At 68.2% G+C, this 17,327-nt stretch carries 17 protein-coding genes; 9 read left to right on the top strand and 8 right to left on the bottom strand.

Annotation, left to right across the window (positions count from 1 at the left end; genetic code table 11):
• The first annotated feature begins 30 nt into the window (after nt 1–30).
• A complete protein-coding gene (locus ACVFYP_RS21405) occupies nt 31–1,242 on the top strand; it encodes a hypothetical protein (protein WP_499202241.1) in 1,212 nt (403 codons plus the stop codon).
• Between the two features lie 41 nt (nt 1,243–1,283).
• Here ACVFYP_RS21405 and ACVFYP_RS21400 read toward each other — a convergent pair whose 3' ends face one another.
• Nucleotides 1,284–1,436 carry a hypothetical protein gene (locus ACVFYP_RS21400; RefSeq protein WP_499202240.1) on the bottom strand — a complete coding sequence of 51 codons (153 nt, stop codon included), beginning with the start codon at nt 1,434–1,436 and terminating at the stop codon, nt 1,284–1,286.
• Nucleotides 1,437–1,547: 111 nt separating this feature from the next.
• Here ACVFYP_RS21400 and ACVFYP_RS21395 point away from each other — a divergent pair, with 111 nt between their 5' ends.
• Nucleotides 1,548–1,964 carry a rhodanese-like domain-containing protein gene (locus ACVFYP_RS21395; RefSeq protein WP_499202239.1) on the top strand — a complete coding sequence of 139 codons (417 nt, stop codon included), beginning with the start codon at nt 1,548–1,550 and terminating at the stop codon, nt 1,962–1,964.
• Between the two features lie 7 nt (nt 1,965–1,971).
• Here ACVFYP_RS21395 and pcaG read toward each other — a convergent pair whose 3' ends face one another.
• From pcaG to ACVFYP_RS21380, 3 genes are all read right to left on the bottom strand, one after another.
• Nucleotides 1,972–2,592, bottom strand: a complete 621-nt coding sequence (gene pcaG, locus ACVFYP_RS21390) for a protocatechuate 3,4-dioxygenase subunit alpha (RefSeq protein ID WP_499202238.1) — start codon at nt 2,590–2,592, stop codon at nt 1,972–1,974.
• Nucleotides 2,589–3,296 carry a dioxygenase family protein gene (locus tag ACVFYP_RS21385; RefSeq protein ID WP_499202237.1) on the bottom strand — a complete coding sequence of 236 codons (708 nt, stop codon included), beginning with the start codon at nt 3,294–3,296 and terminating at the stop codon, nt 2,589–2,591. Before ACVFYP_RS21385 ends, pcaG begins: the two co-directional genes overlap by 4 nt.
• A gap of 258 nt (nt 3,297–3,554) precedes the next feature.
• The gene (locus ACVFYP_RS21380; protein WP_499202236.1) at nt 3,555–4,523 is read right to left on the bottom strand and encodes a Bug family tripartite tricarboxylate transporter substrate binding protein; all 969 of its coding nucleotides are present in this window, start codon (nt 4,521–4,523) and stop codon (nt 3,555–3,557) included.
• Nucleotides 4,524–4,601: 78 nt separating this feature from the next.
• On the opposite strand from ACVFYP_RS21380, the gene ACVFYP_RS21375 reads away from it, so the two are divergent.
• From ACVFYP_RS21375 to ACVFYP_RS21355, 5 genes are all read left to right on the top strand, one after another.
• Nucleotides 4,602–5,567 carry an NAD(P)H-dependent flavin oxidoreductase gene (locus tag ACVFYP_RS21375; RefSeq protein ID WP_499202235.1) on the top strand — a complete coding sequence of 322 codons (966 nt, stop codon included), beginning with the start codon at nt 4,602–4,604 and terminating at the stop codon, nt 5,565–5,567.
• Complete coding sequence (locus ACVFYP_RS21370) at nt 5,564–6,736, top strand: CaiB/BaiF CoA transferase family protein (RefSeq protein ID WP_499202234.1); 1,173 nt, start codon at nt 5,564–5,566, stop codon at nt 6,734–6,736. The genes ACVFYP_RS21375 and ACVFYP_RS21370 overlap by 4 nt, the downstream gene beginning before the upstream one ends.
• Complete coding sequence (locus ACVFYP_RS21365) at nt 6,733–7,482, top strand: enoyl-CoA hydratase/isomerase family protein (protein WP_499202233.1); 750 nt, start codon at nt 6,733–6,735, stop codon at nt 7,480–7,482. Before ACVFYP_RS21370 ends, ACVFYP_RS21365 begins: the two co-directional genes overlap by 4 nt.
• Entirely contained in the window at nt 7,479–9,044 is a 1,566-nt protein-coding gene (locus ACVFYP_RS21360; RefSeq protein WP_499202232.1) for an AMP-binding protein, read from the top strand. Before ACVFYP_RS21365 ends, ACVFYP_RS21360 begins: the two co-directional genes overlap by 4 nt.
• Before the next feature lie 146 nt (nt 9,045–9,190).
• Nucleotides 9,191–9,610 (top strand): NUDIX hydrolase, encoded by a 420-nt coding sequence (locus ACVFYP_RS21355; protein ID WP_499202231.1) that lies wholly within the window; start codon nt 9,191–9,193, stop codon nt 9,608–9,610.
• A gap of 168 nt (nt 9,611–9,778) precedes the next feature.
• Here ACVFYP_RS21355 and ACVFYP_RS21350 read toward each other — a convergent pair whose 3' ends face one another.
• From ACVFYP_RS21350 to ACVFYP_RS21335, 4 genes are read right to left on the bottom strand one after another with little or no spacing between them, the layout of a single operon-like run.
• The gene (locus tag ACVFYP_RS21350; RefSeq protein ID WP_499202230.1) at nt 9,779–10,468 is read right to left on the bottom strand and encodes an amino acid ABC transporter permease; all 690 of its coding nucleotides are present in this window, start codon (nt 10,466–10,468) and stop codon (nt 9,779–9,781) included.
• A 5-nt stretch (nt 10,469–10,473) separates the two neighbouring features.
• On the bottom strand, nt 10,474–11,097 hold the full coding sequence (locus ACVFYP_RS21345) for a glutathione S-transferase N-terminal domain-containing protein (RefSeq protein WP_499202229.1): 624 nt from the start codon (nt 11,095–11,097) through the stop codon (nt 10,474–10,476).
• Between the two features lie 10 nt (nt 11,098–11,107).
• On the bottom strand, nt 11,108–11,947 hold the full coding sequence (locus ACVFYP_RS21340) for an ABC transporter substrate-binding protein (protein ID WP_499202228.1): 840 nt from the start codon (nt 11,945–11,947) through the stop codon (nt 11,108–11,110).
• A 34-nt stretch (nt 11,948–11,981) separates the two neighbouring features.
• Entirely contained in the window at nt 11,982–12,893 is a 912-nt protein-coding gene (locus tag ACVFYP_RS21335) for a dihydrodipicolinate synthase family protein (protein WP_499202227.1), read from the bottom strand.
• Between the two features lie 68 nt (nt 12,894–12,961).
• Here ACVFYP_RS21335 and ACVFYP_RS21330 point away from each other — a divergent pair, with 68 nt between their 5' ends.
• Both ACVFYP_RS21330 and ACVFYP_RS21325 read left to right on the top strand, forming a co-directional pair.
• The gene (locus tag ACVFYP_RS21330; RefSeq protein WP_499202226.1) at nt 12,962–15,829 is read left to right on the top strand and encodes an FAD-dependent oxidoreductase; all 2,868 of its coding nucleotides are present in this window, start codon (nt 12,962–12,964) and stop codon (nt 15,827–15,829) included.
• 197 nt (nt 15,830–16,026) lie between these two features.
• The gene (locus tag ACVFYP_RS21325; protein WP_499202225.1) at nt 16,027–17,271 is read left to right on the top strand and encodes a cytidine deaminase; all 1,245 of its coding nucleotides are present in this window, start codon (nt 16,027–16,029) and stop codon (nt 17,269–17,271) included.
• Nucleotides 17,272–17,327: the final 56 nt, after the last annotated feature.

Here is a 17,327-nt window from a genome sequence, read left to right as displayed (position 1 = left end):
CGGCAAGGCAACGGAGCAGGGAACCCGTCGATGCGTCGCATGATCCTGGCCTGCCTGCTGCTTTGCCCCGCCGCCCTGGCCGACACATTGGGCGGCCTGTCCTTCGAAGCACCCGCGGGTTGGACGCGGCAGGAACAGCCGGCCGGTCTGATGTTCACCCGCCCGCTGCCCGCCGAGGAAGGCCGCAACGCCCGCCCCGGAACGGCGATGATCCTGGTCGCGCGACCGGAGGCCGCACGGGTCGGGCGTTTCGAGGCGATCATGACCGCCTGGACCCGCAACCCGGAGCAACTCGCCGAGGCGCGACCCCGGATCCGGGAGGGTGAAACACTGCAAGGCGGGCGGATGCGCATCGAGGAACGCAGCGGCGGCCGACCCAGGCTGCAGGCTGTGCATATCGGCCTGGAAGTCCAGGGCAACCGCGCCTTGGTCGCCCTGCTCCTGGTGAACCCACCCCGGCAGGCCGCGCGGGAGGCTCGTGGCGAGTTCGCCGGCCTGGTGCGGTCACTGCGGCTGAATGGCGACGGGGCGGGCTTCGCGCTGACGCCGCCGCGGGGTGCCGGCGGGCTCGATGGGCACTATACCCGCATGGTGACGGGGCTGATGCCGAACGCCTTTGGCGGCATGGATATGCGGGCGGATATGCGCAGCCTGACCTTCGCCCCCGACGGCCTGTTCATCCGCGAACCGCCGGCGCCGGAGGGTGTCGCCGCCGCCTGTGCCGAGACGCCGCAGCGCTGCGGCACCTATGCGCTGTCAGGCCGCAACATCACGCTGCTGGAGGTGGAGGACGAATTCGGCCGCGTGTCCCGTCGCACCCTGCCCCTCAGCCGGGAGTCCCGGGGCATCGAGCTGGATGGCGATCTCTGGCGGCGGGTCGAACCCTTCGCGCCCGGTACTCGGTTGGAGGGGGTGTGGCGCTATAGCTTCGCCAGCAGCGGCAGCACGGCCTTCTCCAGCGGTTCCGTGGCTGTGCAGCGCAGTCTGACTCTGTCCCGCGACGGCACCTGGCGGCGCACCGGCTGGGCCGGGGCGAGCAGCACCTCAGAGGTCGGCGGCGGCCGCAGCGGTGTCACCACCAGCGCCCCGCGACGCGACAACAACGGGCGCTATGAGATCGCGGGCCATGTCCTGACGCTGCGCGACATGGCGGGCGCCGAGCAGCGCCTGTCCATCTTCCGCGGTGACCCGGGGTCGGACAATATGCTGGTGATCGACGGGCAGAACTATTTGCGGCGGTAAGCGGCTGGCCCGAAAGCCAGACGCCCCGCCGCATGGCTGGATCAGAGGCGGAAGTAGCCGGCCAGCGCCATGATGCAGAAGACGGTCAGCGCGACGGTCGCGATGATCCAGGGCAGGTCCTGCTGGAACATCGCCGCCTTCGACTCGACGATCTTCCGACCCATGTGGTCGTGGGTTTCCTGCGTCTCGGACATGAACCGTCTTCCCTTACTCAACCCACGCATGGCTGTGCGCGGTGTGCCGATGGTTGTCCCGCAGCCTGCCAAGCCCCATCCTCCGGATACCAAACCGACGGAGAGGCAGTCATGCCCGGTGTTCCCGATGTCAGCCCCCGCGCCACCTACCAGGCCCTTGCCGAGGATCCCGATGCGATTCTGGTGGATGTGCGCACAGATGCCGAATGGAACTTCGTCGGGTTACCGGACCTTGGCGCGGTCGGCAAGCAGGTCGCGTTGATCCCATGGCAGGTCTATCCGAGCATGCAGGTCAACGGCGCCTTCGTGGAACAGCTGCATCGCGCGGGCGCGACGCCGCTTTCCAAACTCTATTTCATCTGCCGGTCAGGCGCCCGTAGCCTGGCGGCCGGCCAGGCGGCGCAACATGGCGGTTTTCCGCACGCCTTCAACGTCGCCGACGGCTTCGAGGGGCCGGTGGACCACGACGGCCATCGCGGCGGCGTCGCCGGCTGGAAGGCCGATGGGCTGCCCTGGCGGCAGCGGTAACCGCCCTTCAGTCCTCGAAAAACGGCGTCTCCTCCGCCGCGTCGCCGCGCAGCAGCAGGTCCAGGTGGTAGCGCGGCGCGCCATCCGGGCCCTGGCCATCCTCCGCGGCGATCAGCAGCGGGCGTAGCGTCTCCGGCACGGCGGAGAGCACCGGGTCGGCGGCATTCTGCGCGGTGAAGCCGGGCAGGAAGACCGTGGTGGCGAGCCTTCCCATGATGCCGCTGCCGATGATCGCCAGATTGATATGCGGCGCGCGCTGGCCGCCAGCCTCCGCATAGCCGCCGGGGATGACGGTGCGGAAGGCGAAGCGTCCCTCCGCATCGGTCCAGGCCCGGCCCCAGCCGTAAAAGCCAGGATCGGCAAGCCGCCATTCCGGGTCGCGCGGATGACGGAAGCGGCCCCCGGCATCGGCCTGCCAGGCCTCCAGCACCGCATTCACGCAAGGCCCGCCGCCTTCCTGCAACACGCGGCCCGTCAGCCACATCGGCGCGCCGCGCGCCGTCTGTGGCGCATCGGGCGCCATGCGGGTCAGGTCGTTGTCACCCTCCCGGAAAAAGGTCTGCGGGAAGAAGGGGCCGATGGTCGCCCAGGCGGTGGGCACCCGCGGGGCGTTGGGGCGGGCGCTCACAGCGGCGGTGTCGCATGGCGGCCGCGCAGCACCAGGTCGTGCCGGTAGCCGAGCCAATCGCCCTCGATCTCACTCGGCAGTACGCTGGCGGCGATGCAGCGGGCGCGGGCCGCAAGATCCGGCACGGAATTCAGGATGCGGTCGATGCCGTTCAGCGGGTCGCCCGGAAAATACATCTGCGTCACCAGCCGCATCAGCGACCCCGGCCCCAGCACCGAAATATGGATATGCGGCGGCCGCCACCACCGGCCACTGTCCGGCACCGGATAAGCGCCCGGCTTGATGGTGAAAAAGCCATAGCGGCCCTCGCCATCGCTGCGCGTCCGCCCATTGCCGACAAAGTCCGGATCCAGCGGCGCATCCCGCTGGTCGATCGGGTGGAAATAGCGGCCGCCCGCATTGGCCTGCCACAGCTCCACGATCGCCCCCGCCACCGGGCGCCCATCCTCGTCCAGCACCCGCCCGCCCACATGAATGAGCTGCCCCTGCGCCATCCGCCCCGGCCCCAGCACCGCCAGATTGTCATCTCCCGGCCGCAGCTTCCCCGAGAGGTCCAACGGCCCGGTCAACTCCGTCCGCGTCAACACCCGCCGAAACGGCACCCGCGACGGATTGCGCCGCACTGTGTTCGGATACCCCACAATCGGCACCACCGGCTGCATCGCCGGATCCAACGGCTCGAAGCGGTCAGGCAGGTCGGTCATGCGAGCGTCCTTGCAGGTGGCGCTGGTTGTTGCCAGGGGGCTTTGCCCCCCGCACCCCCCACCAAAGGGACAGTGGTCCCTTTGGGATCCCATCAAGGAGCAGGATGGAGGAGGGGCATGCGCGCGCGCCTGGCCCCTCGGGTCCGCCGTGCCCCTCCTCCATCCTGCTCCTCCATACCGGGGTTCGAAGGGTCCTCTGACCCTTCGTGGGGGGAGCGCGAGGGGGGCAACGCCCCTCTCGCATCACCAGTGCCACCTTCATGACGCCTGGATGCCGGCCCGCCGTACCACGTCGCGCCACAGGGGGACTTCGATCCGCATGCGTTCGGCCAGGCGGGCGGGGCCGTCCAGCAGCAGGCGTGCGCCGCTTTCCTGCATGCGGTCGGCGAGGATGTTGCCGCGGGCGAGGGGGGCCATTTCGGTGGCCAGGCGTTGTACCACCTCGGGCGGTGTGTTGCGGGGGCCGAACATGGCGTACCAGATGGTCATGTCGTAGCCGGGCACGGCGGTGTTGATGGGGGGTACGTTGGGCAGGGCCGGGCTGGGTTCGGCGCTGGTGATGGCGATGGCTTTCAGCCGGCCTTCGCGGATGTGGGTCAGGGCTTCGATCGTGCCGATGACAAGAAGGTCGGTGTCGCCGGCGTAGAGGGCTGTCATGGCCTGGGCCGCGCCGCGATAGGGCACGTGCAGCAGGTCGATATCGGCCCGCACGCCGAGCAGTGCGCCGGCCAGATGGGTGGTGGAGCCGACGCCGGAGGTGGCGTAGGTGATGCCGCCGGGCCGCGCCTTGGCGCGCGCGATCAGGTCCGGCAGGTCCTTGATGGCGTGGTCCGGCTTGGCCAGCAGCACCATGGGTGTGTCGCTGAGCATGGAGATCGGCACCAGGTCGTCCAGCGGATGGTAGCCGGGATTGGCCATCAGGGCGGGGGCGATGGCCACGGCGGTGGTGGAGACCAGCAGCGTATGCGGGTCGTTCTCCCGCACCACCGCCTGGGCGCCGAGCGCGCCGCCGGCGCCGGGGCGCGTTTCCACCAGGATGGTCTGGCCGAGGCTGCGGGTCAGGTGGTCCGCGATGAAGCGGGTGGGGACTTCGACCGGGCCGCCGGGTGCGAAGGGCACGACGAAGCGGATGGTGCGGTTCGGCCAGGGTTGCTGGGCCTGGGCGGCAGGCAGGCCAAGCGTGGCCAGGCCGAGACCGGCCAGTGCCTGGCGGCGGGTGATGTGCATCTTGGTTGTCTCCGTCCCTTACCGTTGACATCCTCAACCATTCGCCGCCATTCATGCAAGGGCGGAGGAGCGGGATGCATGGGTGAATTGGCGGAAATGGGATTCCGGTCGCGCCTGCCGGCGCTGCTCGGCATCCGTTACCCGATCGTGCAGGCCGGGATGAGCTGGGCTTCGTCTTCCCCGGCCTTGGCGCTGGCCGTGGCGCAGGCAGGCGGGCTTGGCACCATCGCGGCGGGGCCGATGCGACCGGACGACCTGGTGGCGGCGATCCGCGCGGTGAGGGCGGGCACGGATGCGCCCTTCGCCGTGAATGTGCCGTTGTACAACAAGCGCGCGGCGGAATTCCTGGACATCGCGGCGGCGGAGCGCGTGCCGATCCTGATCGGCAGCCAGGGCGGCCCGCGTGGCCATGTGGAGCGCTTCCACGCGCTGGGCGCCAAGTGGCTGCATGTGGTGGCGGCGCCGGAACATGCGGCCAAGGCGGAAGCCGCGGGGGTGGATGCGCTGATCGTGGTCGGCGCCGAGGCGGGCGGGCATCCGCCGCCGCATGAGGTCTCCACCATGGTGCTGCTGCGCGCTGTGCTGCGGGCGGTGACGATTCCGGTGATCGCCGCGGGCGGCATCGCCGATGGCGCGGGCATCTGCGCCGCCTTCGCGCTGGGGGCGGAGGGTGCGCAGCTCGGCACGCGCTTCCTGATGACGCGGGAGGCGACGGTGCATGACGCCTATAAGCAGGCCGTGCTGGCGGCCGGCATCTCGGATACCACACTGGTCGGGCGCGGCGGTCTGCCGGTGCGCCAGCTCCGCAACGCCTTCGCGATCGAGGTCGAGGCGGCGGAGCGCGGCGGCATGGCGAAGGAGGCGCTGGCCCTGCTCGTCGCCTCCCAGACCTTGAAGGATGCAGCGCTGGACGGCGATGTGGCGCGCGGCAAGGTGGAGGCCGGGCAAAGCGCCGGGCTGATCGACGACATCCCACCAGCCGGCGAGGTTTTTGCGCGATTGGTCGCGGAGGCCGAGGCGGCACGACGGAGACTTTGCGCATGAAGCCGTTGGAAGGTCTGCGGATTCTCGACCTGTCGCGGGTGCTGGCCTGCCCTTTCGCCACCATGCTGCTGTCGGAACTGGGCGCCACCGTCATCAAGGTGGAGCAGCCCGGCGCGGGGGATGAAACGCGCGGCTTCGAGCCCTTTTTCGATTTCGGCACCAGCGGCTATTTCCTGGCCTGCAATCGCGGCAAACGCAGCATCACCGTGGATATGCGCAAGCCCGGCGGGCGGCAGCTGATCCGCGACCTGGCGGCGCAGGCCGATGCGCTGGTCGAGAATTTCCCGACCGGCACGCTGGCGCGGCGCAAGCTGGACTATGCCGCGCTGCGCGAGGTCAATCCGCGCCTCGTCTATCTCTCCTGCACGGGCTTCGGCCAGACCGGACCCTATGCGCAGCGCAAGGGCTACGACACGGTGTTCCAGGCGATGGGCGGGCTGATGGGCCTGACCGGGGAGAAGGGCGGCGGGCCGGTGAAGCCGGGGCTGCCCGTCGCCGACCTCACCAGCGGCTTGTGGGTGGCGATCGCCTTGCTGGCGGCGCTGCGCGGGCGGGATGCGACGGGGCAGGGGGCGCATATCGACTTCAGCATGCTGGACGGCCAGGTGGCGCTGCTGACCATCGCGGCCGCGCGGCTGTTCGCGCTCGGCGAGGTGCCGCCTCGGCTCGGCACGGAACATCCGGGCCGCGTGCCCACCGCGAGTTTTCGGTGCAAGGACGATCGCTTCCTGCATATCACGGCGAGCGACCAGCATTGGGCGCCGCTCTGCGCCGCGCTGGGTATGCCGGAGCTGGCGGGGCTGGTGACTAATGCCGAAAGGCTGGAACAGCGCGATCGGATCATGGCGGCAATGTCCGCCGCCCTCGGCGCGATGACGCGGGCGGAGGCGGTGGCGGTGCTGGATGCGGCGAATGTGCCGAACGGCCCGGTGCTGGCGCTGGATGAGGTGGTGGCGGACCCGCATGTGCAGGCGCGCGGCAGCGTGGCGCAGGTGGCCTATGGCGATGCGACACATCCCGCGCTGCGCCTGCCGTTCCGTTTCGACGGATTCACCGATCCGGCGCCGCTGTCAGCACCGGCGCTGGGTGCAGATACGGACGAGGTTCTGGCGGAACTTGGCTACGATGCGGCACGCATCGCGACATTGCGGGAGGAAGGCGCGATATGACGGAGCCGCTGATCTATGCGGAAGCCGATGGGCTGGTGACGCTGACGCTGGACCGCCCGCAGGCGCGCAATGCACTGAACCTCGCTTTGGCCGAGGCGCTCGCCGCCGCCTGCCGTCGTGCCGTGGCGGAACAGGCGAAATGCGTGGTCATCCGCGCCAATGGTCCTGTGTTCTGCGCCGGCGCGGATCTGAAGGAACGCCAGGGCATGGACGACAACGCGGTGCGCGCGCGCCGCGTAAAGGGCTTTTGGGCCTATGAATCCATCGAGCGGCTGCCGATGCCGTCCATTGCCGTGGTCGAAGGCCCGGCGGTGGGTTCGGGCGTCGAGATCGCAGCGGCCTGCGACATGATCCTCGCCACGCCGGCAGCCAGCTTCAAGACGCCGGAGGCGCTGTGGGGCACGGTGGGCGCGACGCAGCGCCTGCCGCGCATCCTCGGCAAGCGCCTGGCCAAGGACATGATGTTCACCGGCCGCGTGCTGGGCGCGGAGGAAGCGCTGGCCGCCGGCCTCGTCGCGCGGCTGGTGGCGCCGGAAGTGGTGGCGGAAACGCTAGCCGCCATCACCGCCACCATCCTGAAGGCGCCGGCCTCCGCGCTGGCACTGGCCAAGCGCTGCATCGACGAGGGGCTCGAACGCGATCCGCGCGGTGCGCTGGCGACGGAGCTGATGGCCATCGAGGACAGCCTGGCCGCCGCTGAATGGCGCAAGGCCATGTCCTCCTTTGGGTCGAGTTCCGGCCAATGAGCTGGACCCGGCGGCTTTCCGACCTGCTCGATGCCAATGCCGCCACGCGCGGTGCGGCGGAGGCGCTCGTGGCTGATGGCACCCGCTGGACCCAGGCGGAGCTGCGGACGGAGGCGCGCGGCGTGGCGCGCAGCCTGCTGGCGCTCGGCATCCGTCGCGGCGATTTCGTCGGGCTGCTGATGGGCAATGACGCGAAGTGGGTGGCCAGCTTCTACGGCGCGGCGCTGATCGGCGCGGTGACGGTGCCGATCAATACGCGCTTCAAGCCGCCCGAGATCGCCTTCGCCCTGTCGCGCGCGCGCTGCAAGGCGGTGCTGTTGACCGGCCGTTTTCTCAACATCGATTTTGCTGCCGCGGTCGCGGAGGTGCGGGGTGAATTGCCCGATCTGCGCCATGTGATCGTGGCCGGCACGCCGTCCTGGGACGACTTCCGCGCCCATGCCGTGGAGGAGGCCACGCTGGATGCCGCCATGGCGGAGGTGACGCCGGACGATATCCTGCTGGTGCAATACACCTCCGGCACCACGGCGCATCCCAAGGGCGTGCTGCTGACGCACCACAACATGCTGCGCAATGCCGCCGCCTGTGCGCTGAAGCTGGGCGTGCGGCCGGATGACCGCTACCTGAATTGCCGGCCCTTCTTCCATGTCGCGGGCTCGACCCTGTCGCTGCTGGTCTGCCTGGTCACCGGCGCCGTGATGGTGACGCCGCCGACGTTTGAAGCGGGCGCTGCGCTCGATTTGCTGGAGACGGAGCGTTGCACGCTGACCTCCGGCAATGACGCGATCTTCCAGCTTCTGATGTCCCATCCGCGCTTCGACCGCGCGCGGCTGCATCTGCGTGGCGGCTGGGCCGCGGCGGGGCCGGAGACGATGCGCCGCATCGTCGAGGAGATGGGCGTCACCGATCTCTGCTGGGCCTACGGGCTGAGCGAGGCCTCGCCCAATGTCGCGCTCTCCGATCACCGCGAGCCTGTGGCCGACCGCATCGCCGGCGGCGCGGTGCCGCATGCGGGGCTGGAGGTTCGCATCGCCGACCCGGCGACGAACGCCGCGCTGCCCGCGGGCACGGCCGGCGAGATCCAGGTGAAGGGCTGGTCGATCATGCGCGGCTACCTGAACGACCCGGAGACCACGGCCAGGACCTTCACGCCGGATGGTTTCCTGCGCACCGGCGACCTCGGCACCCAGGATGCCGATGGCCGGCTGCGCATGGTCGGCCGCATCAAGGACGTGATCCGCGTCGGCGGAGAAAATGTCGCACCTGCCGAGGTGGAGGAAGTTCTATCCGCCCATCCCGCCATCGCTTTGGCCCAGGTGGTGGGCGTGCCTGATGCGCGGCTGGTGGAGGTGGTGGCCGCCTTTGTGCAGCTGCGCGACGGCGCCCAGGTGACGGAGGCGGAACTGCTGGCTTGGCTCAAGCCGCGCCTCGCGAACTTCCGGATGCCGCGGCACCTGCGAATCGTGCCGGGCTTCGACGCCATCGGCATGACCGCCAGCGGCAAGGTGCAGAAGGTGAAGCTGCGGGTGCATGCCCTGGAAAGTCTCGGTCTCGCTCCATGACATCTGTATGACATCACGGGTTGTATAGGCCTTCGATGGTACGACGGTAATTCTCGCTTCACATTTGCGGCGCAAAGCCCCATCTGACAGTTGTCTATACCTTGTGGGGGTGCGCGATGTTGGCGGGTGGTGGAACGGTGGGGCTGATGCAGCGGCCGGGCGATTTGCGCCGGCAATGTGCCGCCTTGCCGCTGACCGGCGCTGACGGCGACCTGCGCGTGGTGCTGGTGACCAGCCGTGAGACACGGCGCTGGGTGATCCCCAAGGGCTGGATCGAGACGGGCGAACTGCCGCATCGCAGCGCGGCGCGCGAGGCCTTCGAGGAAGCAGGCGTCGAGGGCGAGGCTGATCCCGACCCGATCGGCAGCTTCGGCTACACCAAGCGCAAGGCGCGCGGCGTGCTGCTGCCCTGCGAGGTGCTGGTCTATCGCCTGCGCGTCACCCGGTTGCTGGCTGATTGGCCGGAGCGGTCGGAACGGGAGCGTCGCCTGGTTACCCCGGCCGAGGCGGCGGAGATGGTGGCGGAGCCTGAACTGGCCCTGCTGTTGCGGGACCTCTCCGCCTGAACCGTTAGGGCCTGTGGACAGTTGGGCTGCGGGCGCGTCCGGCGGTGCTTTTCCGCGCTGGCTGCGTCAGCCATGCTCGCCGATGGATAGCCATCGGCTCCGCTGTCTTCCTGCCCAGCGCGAAAAATCCCTCGCCGGCCACATCCCGGCCCCAACTGTCCACAGGCCCTAGCGCCTGTCGGCCGCGTGGCCGACATAGGCGCGGCCGTAGCGCTTTTCCAACTGGCGCTGCACCAGGTCCCAGACCGTCGTCATCACCAGGTACCAGAAGGCCGCGGCCAGGAACAATTCCAGCACAAGGAACCGCTCCTGGATCAGGATCTGCGTGCGCCGCAGCAATTCCTCCATGGAGATCACGCTGGCGACTGAGGTTGTCTTCAGCAGCCCGTTCACCGAATTGCCCAGCGGCGGGATGATGATCCGGAAGGCCTGCGGCCAGGTGATGGTGCGAAAGACCTGAATCTTGCTCAGCCCCAACGCCAGCCCGGCCTCCCGCTGCCCCGGGCCCACGGCGGAGATGCCGGACCGCACGATCTCGCTGAGATAGGCGGCCTCGTTCAGGGCGAGGCCGAGCAGGGCGGCCTGCGTCACGCTGAAGCGCACACCGAACAGCGGCAGGCCCGTATAGATGATCAGCAACTGCACCAGCAGCGGCGTGCCGCGGAAGATCCAGCAATAGAAGCCTGCGAGTGCGGCCAGCCACTTGTTGCCGGACAGCCGCAGCAGCGCCACCACCACGCCCAGAATCAGACCGAAGAACAGCGACGCCGCGGTCAGCCACAGCGTGGTGACCGCGCCCGCCAGCAGGAAGGGATTGAACAGGTAGTCGAAGAACCCCTGCCAGGACCAGATATGCATACGGCTCAGCTTCCAAAGTCGGGGGGCGGCAGGTCGAAGGCCGGCAGCGCGTCACAGCGTTCGGCCACGCCGCGCAGCAGCGGATAAGGCGAAAGATCACAACCGAGACGGGCGGAGGCACGAAGCTGCGGTACGAGATGCAGCTCCGCCCAACCAGGCTCGGTACCATAGCAGAAGGGCAGCGGGTGCGGCCGCCGCGCCAGCATCGCTTCCAGCGCCGTCAGCGCCGTGGCGGTCCAATGGGCGACCCAGTCGGTTTGCGCCGGCTCCGGCAGGTGCCGGCGGATGCGCTGCACTGTGATGGGGTGCAGGTCGCTGGCGATGTGCTGGGCGAAGCCGCGCGCCAAGGCGCGCGTGACGGGGTCGGCGGGCAGCAGCGGCGGGCTTGGGTGCACTTCCTCGATCAGTTCGAGTATCGCGGTGGCCTGGGCCACCACACGTCCATCCGCCAGCACCAGCGCCGGCATCAGCCCCTGCGGGTTGATGCCGAGCCAATCCTCCCGCGGCAGGGTCGGCGCATCGACGCAGGGAAGGGCAAGGCCCTTCAGCCGCAGCGCGATGCGCACCCGCTCGCCGGCCGAGTTGCGGCCATGCGTGAACAGGCGCGCGCCGGAGAGCGCGCAGGTCACGCACACCCCGTCATTGCGGGCCGACCACCTCGAAGCCCGCCTCGTACTTGCTCACGCCGTAGCGGTCGAACAGCGCGTCGTAGCTGCCATCCGCCTTCATCTCCGTTAGCACCTTGGCGATTTCCTGCGCCAGCGGACGCGACCGCATGGCGAGGCTGGCGGGCGTGGGGAACAGGCCGTGCAGAACACGCGGGAAATCGCCGCGCTGGTCGTATTCCGCGGCCACCGCATCCACGCTCGTCACCGCCTGCACCTGGCCGGCGCGCAGCGCCTGGAAGGCGATGGCGAAGTTGTCGAAGGTGCGGATGGTGATGGCGGCCTTGCCGCGCGCGACCAGATCGGCGCTCAGCGCGCGGGTGCGGGATTCCTCGAAACCGCCAAGCTCCACGCCCACCACCTTGCCGGCCAGATCATCGACGCTGGTGATGTTCAGCGGATTGCCGCGCGCGGCGGAGAAGGCGACGGCCGCATTCTCGTAGCGCAGCATCTGCATGATCTCGGCGCGCGCCGGGGTGAAGAAGGTACCGCTGTTGATCACGTCCCAGCGCCGCGCCGCGAGGCCCGGGATCATCGCGCTGAACTCGATCCGCACCCATTCCGGCGTCAGGCACAGGCGGCGCGCGATCTCCTGGCCGAGATCGAAGCGCAGGCCCTGCAACTGGCCCTGCGCATTGACGAATTGCAGCGGCGGCAGGGTCGGGTTGATCGACATGATCAGCGTGCCGGCCTTCACCAACTCGGAATTCGCCACGCGCGGCGTGCAGCCGGCGGGGGTTTGCGCGAAGGCGATGGGGGCGAAGGCGGGCGAGGCGAAGGCCGCCAGCGCGGCGGCGAGAAGAAGACGACGCATGTTTTGAACTTCCCTGTTTGACTCGTTGAAGAACTCAGGCGGCCTGGCGCGCGCCCTCGGCCAGCAATCCCATGTGCTGCAGCACGGCGCCGAGCTGCGCCATGTCGGCACCCGGCAGCGGCAGGCGCGGCGGGCGCGGATCGCCCATCGGCATGCCCATCAGCCGGAAGCCCGCCTTGGTGCCGGAGACATAGCGCGGCCCGCCGACGAAGGGCAGCAGCGGCATCAGCTTCCGGTACAGTGGCAGCGCCTTGTCCATGTCCTTGTCGAAGGCCGCCGCGTGGAACATGTCTGTCGAGAGCTTCGGCGCCAGGTTCGAACACACCGCGACCCAGCCGATGGCGCCGAGCCAGGCGCTTTCATAGCCCAGCACGCCGGCAAAGACCTCCATGCGATCGCCGCAGAGATCGACGATGTCGCGCACGCGCGTCACCTCCAGCGTGCTTTCCTTCACGTAGAGGCAGCTTTCTATGGTCGCGAGTCGCGCAAGGATCTTGGGCGTCAGGTCGACATTCGCCGTGGCGGGATTGTTGTAGACCATGATGGGGATGCCGATGGCGTCCGCCACTTTCTTGTAGTGGACATAGAGCTCGTCCTCGGTCGGCACGGAGTAGAAGGGCGGGATGATCATCACGCCATCGGCGCCAAGCGCCTCCGCCTCCTTCGACGTGCGCACCACCTCCCGCGTATCCTCCGCGCCGGTGCCGATCAGCACGGGCACGCGGCCGGCGGCGGTCTTCACCACCGTCTCGACGATCGCGGTGCGCTCCTCCGGCGACACGGACAAGAATTCGCCGGTGGAGCCGAGCGGGATCAGGCCTCGTATACCTTCGCGGATCTGGAATTCGACCAGACGCTCCAGCGCCTTCAGGTCGACGGCCTCTCCACCTTCGGTGAAGGGGGTGATCAAAACGGTATAGCAGCCGCGAAATTTCCCGCCGGCCATCGGCTTGCTCCCATCGTGCGAACGTCCATCATCAATGAGCCTTTCCCGGAAAGCATCAAGCCCATCCCATGCGACTGACCCATGCCGCGATACGCCCTTCTGCCGAAGCCATGGGCATCACCTTCGATGGGCGCCCGATTCCCGCGCTGAAAGGGGAGACGGTGGCCGCCGCGCTGTCGGCGGCGGGCGAGTTGACGCTGCGGTATACGCATTCTGGCGCGCCGCGCGGGCTGCATTGCGGCATGGGCGCCTGCTTCGATTGCCTCGTCACCATCGACGGCCGCGCGAATCAGCGCGCCTGCCTGGCCAAGGTCGCGCCGGGCATGGTGGTGGAAAGCGCGGTGCCGGCGAATCCCGCGCCGCTCGCCACGCGCCCGGAAGGCCAGGCGCCGCAGGTGGAATGCGACCTGCTGGTGGTTGGCAGCGGCCCCGCCGGCTTGTCGGCCGCCATCGCCGCGGCGGAGGCCGGTTGCAGCGTCATTGCGCTCGATGAACGCGACGCGCCCGGCGGCCAGTACCTGAAACCGCTCGCCGCCAGCCACAGCCATGCGGCGCCGGACCGGCAGTTCCGCCAGGGCGCCGCGCTGCGCCAGAGGGCGCTGGATGCCGGCGTGACCTTCTACTTCGGCGCCACCGTCTGGGGCGGCTTCGCGGCGGACGAAATCGGCGCCCTGGTCGAGGGCCGCAACACCCGCTTCCGCCCGCGCCGCCTGGTGATCGCGGCCGGCGCGCATGAACGCCCGGTGCCGATTCCCGGCTGGACCCTGCCAGGGGTGATGACCACCGGTTGCCTGCAAACCCTGGCCCGCGCCAATCGCGTTTCCCCCGGCGACAGCGTGGTGATCGCCGGCAATGGCCCGCTGAACCTGCAACTGGCCTGCGAGCTGGTGGAAGGCGGCGTTCGCGTCGCGGCGGTGCTGGAGGCCGCGCCCTTTCCCGGCCTTGCCGGCCTGCGCCAGGCCCTGCGCCTGGCCGCCGCCGCGCCCGACCTCGCCTGGGACGGCGCGCGCTACCTGGCCGTGCTGCGGCGGGCCAAGGTGCCGGTGATCTGGGGGGCGCGCTCGATTGCCGCCGAGGGCGAGGGCCGCTTCGCCGCGCTGCGCGCCAGCACGTCGACCGGCGAGATGCGGATCGCGGCCGATGCGCTGGCGCTGAACCTCGGCTTCCAGCCCGAAACCGGCCTGGCCCGCGCCCTCGGCTGCGCCCATCGCTTCGTGGATAGCGGCCTCGGCCGATTGGAGACGGTGACGGACGAGGACGGCCGCACCAGCATCCCCGAAATCTTCGCGGTGGGTGACGGCGCGCAGGTGGGTGGGGCGCGCATTGCCTTCGCCCGCGGGCGGCTCGCCGGGCTGGCGGCGGCGCGGGACCTGCGGCCCGGCCTGCCGGACGATACCGCCAGCCGCCGCGCCCTGACCCGCGCCATCGGCTTTCAGGACGCGCTGTGGCGTTTTTTTGCGGTGCCGGAATTCGACGCCCAGACCATCGCCGACAGCACCACGGTGTGTCGCTGCGAGGAGGTGACGGCCGGCACGCTGCGGGATGCGATGGCGCAGGGCGCGACCTCCCTCGGCGCGGTGAAGAAGGCGACGCGCGCCGGCATGGGCCGCTGCCAGGGCCGCATGTGCGGCGCCAGCGTGGCGCGCATCGTCGGTGCCTCCGAGGAAGCGGGCTGGGCCGCGCCCCGCGCACCGTTGAAGCCGGTGCCGGCCATCGCGCTGGCGATGGAGAAGCCGGAATGGCTCGAGGGCCCCTCCGCCACCCCGCGCCCGATCCTGCCCACCCACCACATCCCCGCCAGTGGCCCCACCGAGACCTGCGACGTGCTGGTGGTGGGCGGCGGCGCGCTCGGCCTTTCCACGGCACTGTACTGCGCGCGCGAAGGGCTGTCGGTGATTGTCGCGGAGCGGGGCGAGCCGGGGCAGGGCGCGACCACCGCCAATGCCGGCAGCCTGCATATCCAGCTGCACGCCTATGACAGCGCCGGGGCGGAGGAGGGGCCCGAAAGTGCGGCGGCGCAAATCCTCACCATCGGCCCGGCCTCCGTCGCGCTATGGCGCGAGATTGCGGCGGAGGCGGGCGAGAGCCTCGGCATCCGGACGGAGGGCGGCATCATGCTGGCCGAGACTCCGGACCAGCTTCGGCGGCTGGTGGCCAAGGTGGCGATGGAGCGGGACTTTGGCGTGGACAGCCGCGTGCTCGGCGCCAATGAGCTGATGGACGTCGCCCCCTATCTGGCGCCCGGCTTCGCGGGGGCGGCCTTCTGCGCGCCGGAAGGCCAGATGGACCCGCTGCGCGGGCTTTCCGCCCTGCTGCGCCGGACCCAGCGCGCCGGCGCCCTGGTGCGCGGCGGCACCACCATCGCGGCCGTGGCGCGGGAGGGTGCGGGCTTCCGGGCGGAGACGGCGGCGGGCGGCGTGATCCGCGCCGGCCATGTGGTGAATGCCTGCGGCCCCTGGGCCGGGGAATTTGCCAAGATGCTCGGCGCGCCGATTCCGGTGGGGGCGGCGGTGCAGCAGGTGATGGTGACGGAGGCCGCGGGCGGCGAAATCATGCGCCACCTGGTGCTGCATGGCAGCCGGCACCTTTCCGCCAAGCAGGGCGACGGCGGGCACCTGGTGCTTGGTGGCGCCTGGCCCGGCGTGCTGGATGCGGCGGGGCGGCCGCGCAATCTGGCCGGGTCGATCGAGGGCAACCTGTTCGTGGCGAGCACGGTGCTGCCGGCGCTGGCGGGATTGCAGGTGATTCGGGCCTGGACCGGGCTGAATGTGCAGGTGCCGGGGCCGATTCTGGGGAGCGACCCGAGGGTGCCGGGGCTGCACCATGCGGTGACGTTCAATGGGTGGACGCTGGGGCCGGTGTGCGGGCGGCTGGTGGCGGAGGGGATTTGCGGAAGGGGGGGCGCGGGGCGGGCGTTTGGGGTGGGGAGGTTTTGAGGGGGCATGGGGTCAGGCGCGACTCCTCGCACCGTTTGCCACGAGGGTTGCCGGAGACATGTTGGCGTGGAGTTTAGGACGTGACGAACCGGCGGTTCTCTTCTACTGTTTCGGTAAGGATTCGTTGCGAAAAAAAGCTGCAATCGCTGGGTCGAGCCTGCTGTTATAGCATCGCGCAGTTGGGTGGGGAGAACAACATGTACGATCCTACTCCTTGGACATCCCTGACAAAGGAAGTCAATAAACTGCTTGCGACCATTGGTGGATATATCGGGATTAGTAAAAAATCTGAGGCGATCAGCAAGTTAGACACTTATTTTTTCCGTCTGAACGAAGCCCGAGAGGCCTTGGAGCGATTGAAAAGGGGGTTAGAGGGGACACAGATGGCCCCGCCTCCAGTTCATGACTTTAGTCCAGATCGTCTCAGGGGTCTTCTTAACGGGTTGACTGGAAATATTCTCGCGCTTTCGCGCCGGATTCTTCAGGATAGTCCTTCTCCAGATCTCAGAACTAATATAATGATCTACGAATGTGATTTAGAGGGACGTTTTGGCAGGCTTTTTATGTGGCTTAGCACTGACACGCAATCCTATGAAAGCTTGTACCGACCGTGGCAGTGGGACCGGCAAAACATCGAGGAGGCCCGGGTAAAGAATGATGGTATTTGTGTTCGAGCATTTTTATCAGGAAAAAGAATATTAATGCATGACATGACTGGTCAGGAGCAGCGTCCTGGAGAGCCAATAGCTGGCATGATTTCATTGCCTATCGCAGATCACAAAAAATGCAGCCCGGGCGATTTTGGAGTTGTAAATATCGTTTCGTCTAAATCTGGCATTATTCCCTCTTCCCTAAGTGCGGATCAGGAAGAGCGGCTGAACCAAGTGGCTACTATTTGCGCCGGAGTGAATGAGCTGCGCTCGCAGATACGTGGCCTACTTGGTGATGTCTCTACGCGTGACAATTGTTTGAAGGATTTGCCGAGAGATTCGACACACTTTCAACCGGCCAGTCTACTTGCGCTTGCCAAAGCTGCTCGAAAGTTCGCGCGAGCGCCATACTCCAAATTTAGAGTCGGCGCTGCACTGCTTTGCCAGGATGGTACTATTTTTTCTGGTTCTAATTTTGAGGTCGCAACATTTGACGGCACCAACTGTGCCGAGCGGACGGCACTTTTCACCGCATTTTCCAGCGGACATAGCAGATTTCGCGCGATAGCGGTGGCTGGGCCGGACGGAATACGAACTATGCCCTGCGGAATTTGTCGTCAAATTCTAAGTGAGGTTTCGCCCAAGGGCGAACTCGAGATTGTAGTGGGGCGAGAGGATGGAAGCCCAGAGGTTTTTCAGTTACATTCTTTGCTTCCGCACAGCTTTACTCAACAAGATCTCGCAAATGCAAAAACAACAACTAAGAACCGCGAAAGTCAGGCAAAAAAATAATTTAGATTTCAGGTTAGCTGTCCGTGTGCTGCTAGTCGCCGTTTTTCAAAGGTCGC

This window comes from Roseomonas sp. F4 (assembly GCF_053891155.1).
Note: the sequence above shows the minus strand (reverse complement) of the source record. Positions and strands in the feature narration are given on the sequence as shown.

Bases quoted from the DNA above. Each gene is read 5' to 3' on its own strand.
- ACVFYP_RS21405 (WP_499202241.1), top strand. From the start codon at position 31: ATGCGTCGCATGATCCTGGCCTGCCTGCTGCTTTGCCCCGCCGCCCTG.
- ACVFYP_RS21400 (WP_499202240.1), bottom strand. From the start codon at position 1,436: ATGTCCGAGACGCAGGAAACCCACGACCACATGGGTCGGAAGATCGTC.
- ACVFYP_RS21395 (WP_499202239.1), top strand. From the start codon at position 1,548: ATGCCCGGTGTTCCCGATGTCAGCCCCCGCGCCACCTACCAGGCCCTT.
- ACVFYP_RS21385 (WP_499202237.1), bottom strand. From the start codon at position 3,296: ATGACCGACCTGCCTGACCGCTTCGAGCCGTTGGATCCGGCGATGCAG.
- ACVFYP_RS21380 (WP_499202236.1), bottom strand. From the start codon at position 4,523: ATGCACATCACCCGCCGCCAGGCACTGGCCGGTCTCGGCCTGGCCACG.
- ACVFYP_RS21375 (WP_499202235.1), top strand. From the start codon at position 4,602: ATGGGTGAATTGGCGGAAATGGGATTCCGGTCGCGCCTGCCGGCGCTG.
- ACVFYP_RS21370 (WP_499202234.1), top strand. From the start codon at position 5,564: ATGAAGCCGTTGGAAGGTCTGCGGATTCTCGACCTGTCGCGGGTGCTG.
- ACVFYP_RS21365 (WP_499202233.1), top strand. From the start codon at position 6,733: ATGACGGAGCCGCTGATCTATGCGGAAGCCGATGGGCTGGTGACGCTG.
- ACVFYP_RS21360 (WP_499202232.1), top strand. From the start codon at position 7,479: ATGAGCTGGACCCGGCGGCTTTCCGACCTGCTCGATGCCAATGCCGCC.
- ACVFYP_RS21355 (WP_499202231.1), top strand. From the start codon at position 9,191: ATGCAGCGGCCGGGCGATTTGCGCCGGCAATGTGCCGCCTTGCCGCTG.
- ACVFYP_RS21350 (WP_499202230.1), bottom strand. From the start codon at position 10,468: ATGCATATCTGGTCCTGGCAGGGGTTCTTCGACTACCTGTTCAATCCC.
- ACVFYP_RS21340 (WP_499202228.1), bottom strand. From the start codon at position 11,947: ATGCGTCGTCTTCTTCTCGCCGCCGCGCTGGCGGCCTTCGCCTCGCCC.
- ACVFYP_RS21335 (WP_499202227.1), bottom strand. From the start codon at position 12,893: ATGGCCGGCGGGAAATTTCGCGGCTGCTATACCGTTTTGATCACCCCC.
- ACVFYP_RS21330 (WP_499202226.1), top strand. From the start codon at position 12,962: ATGCGACTGACCCATGCCGCGATACGCCCTTCTGCCGAAGCCATGGGC.
- ACVFYP_RS21325 (WP_499202225.1), top strand. From the start codon at position 16,027: ATGTACGATCCTACTCCTTGGACATCCCTGACAAAGGAAGTCAATAAA.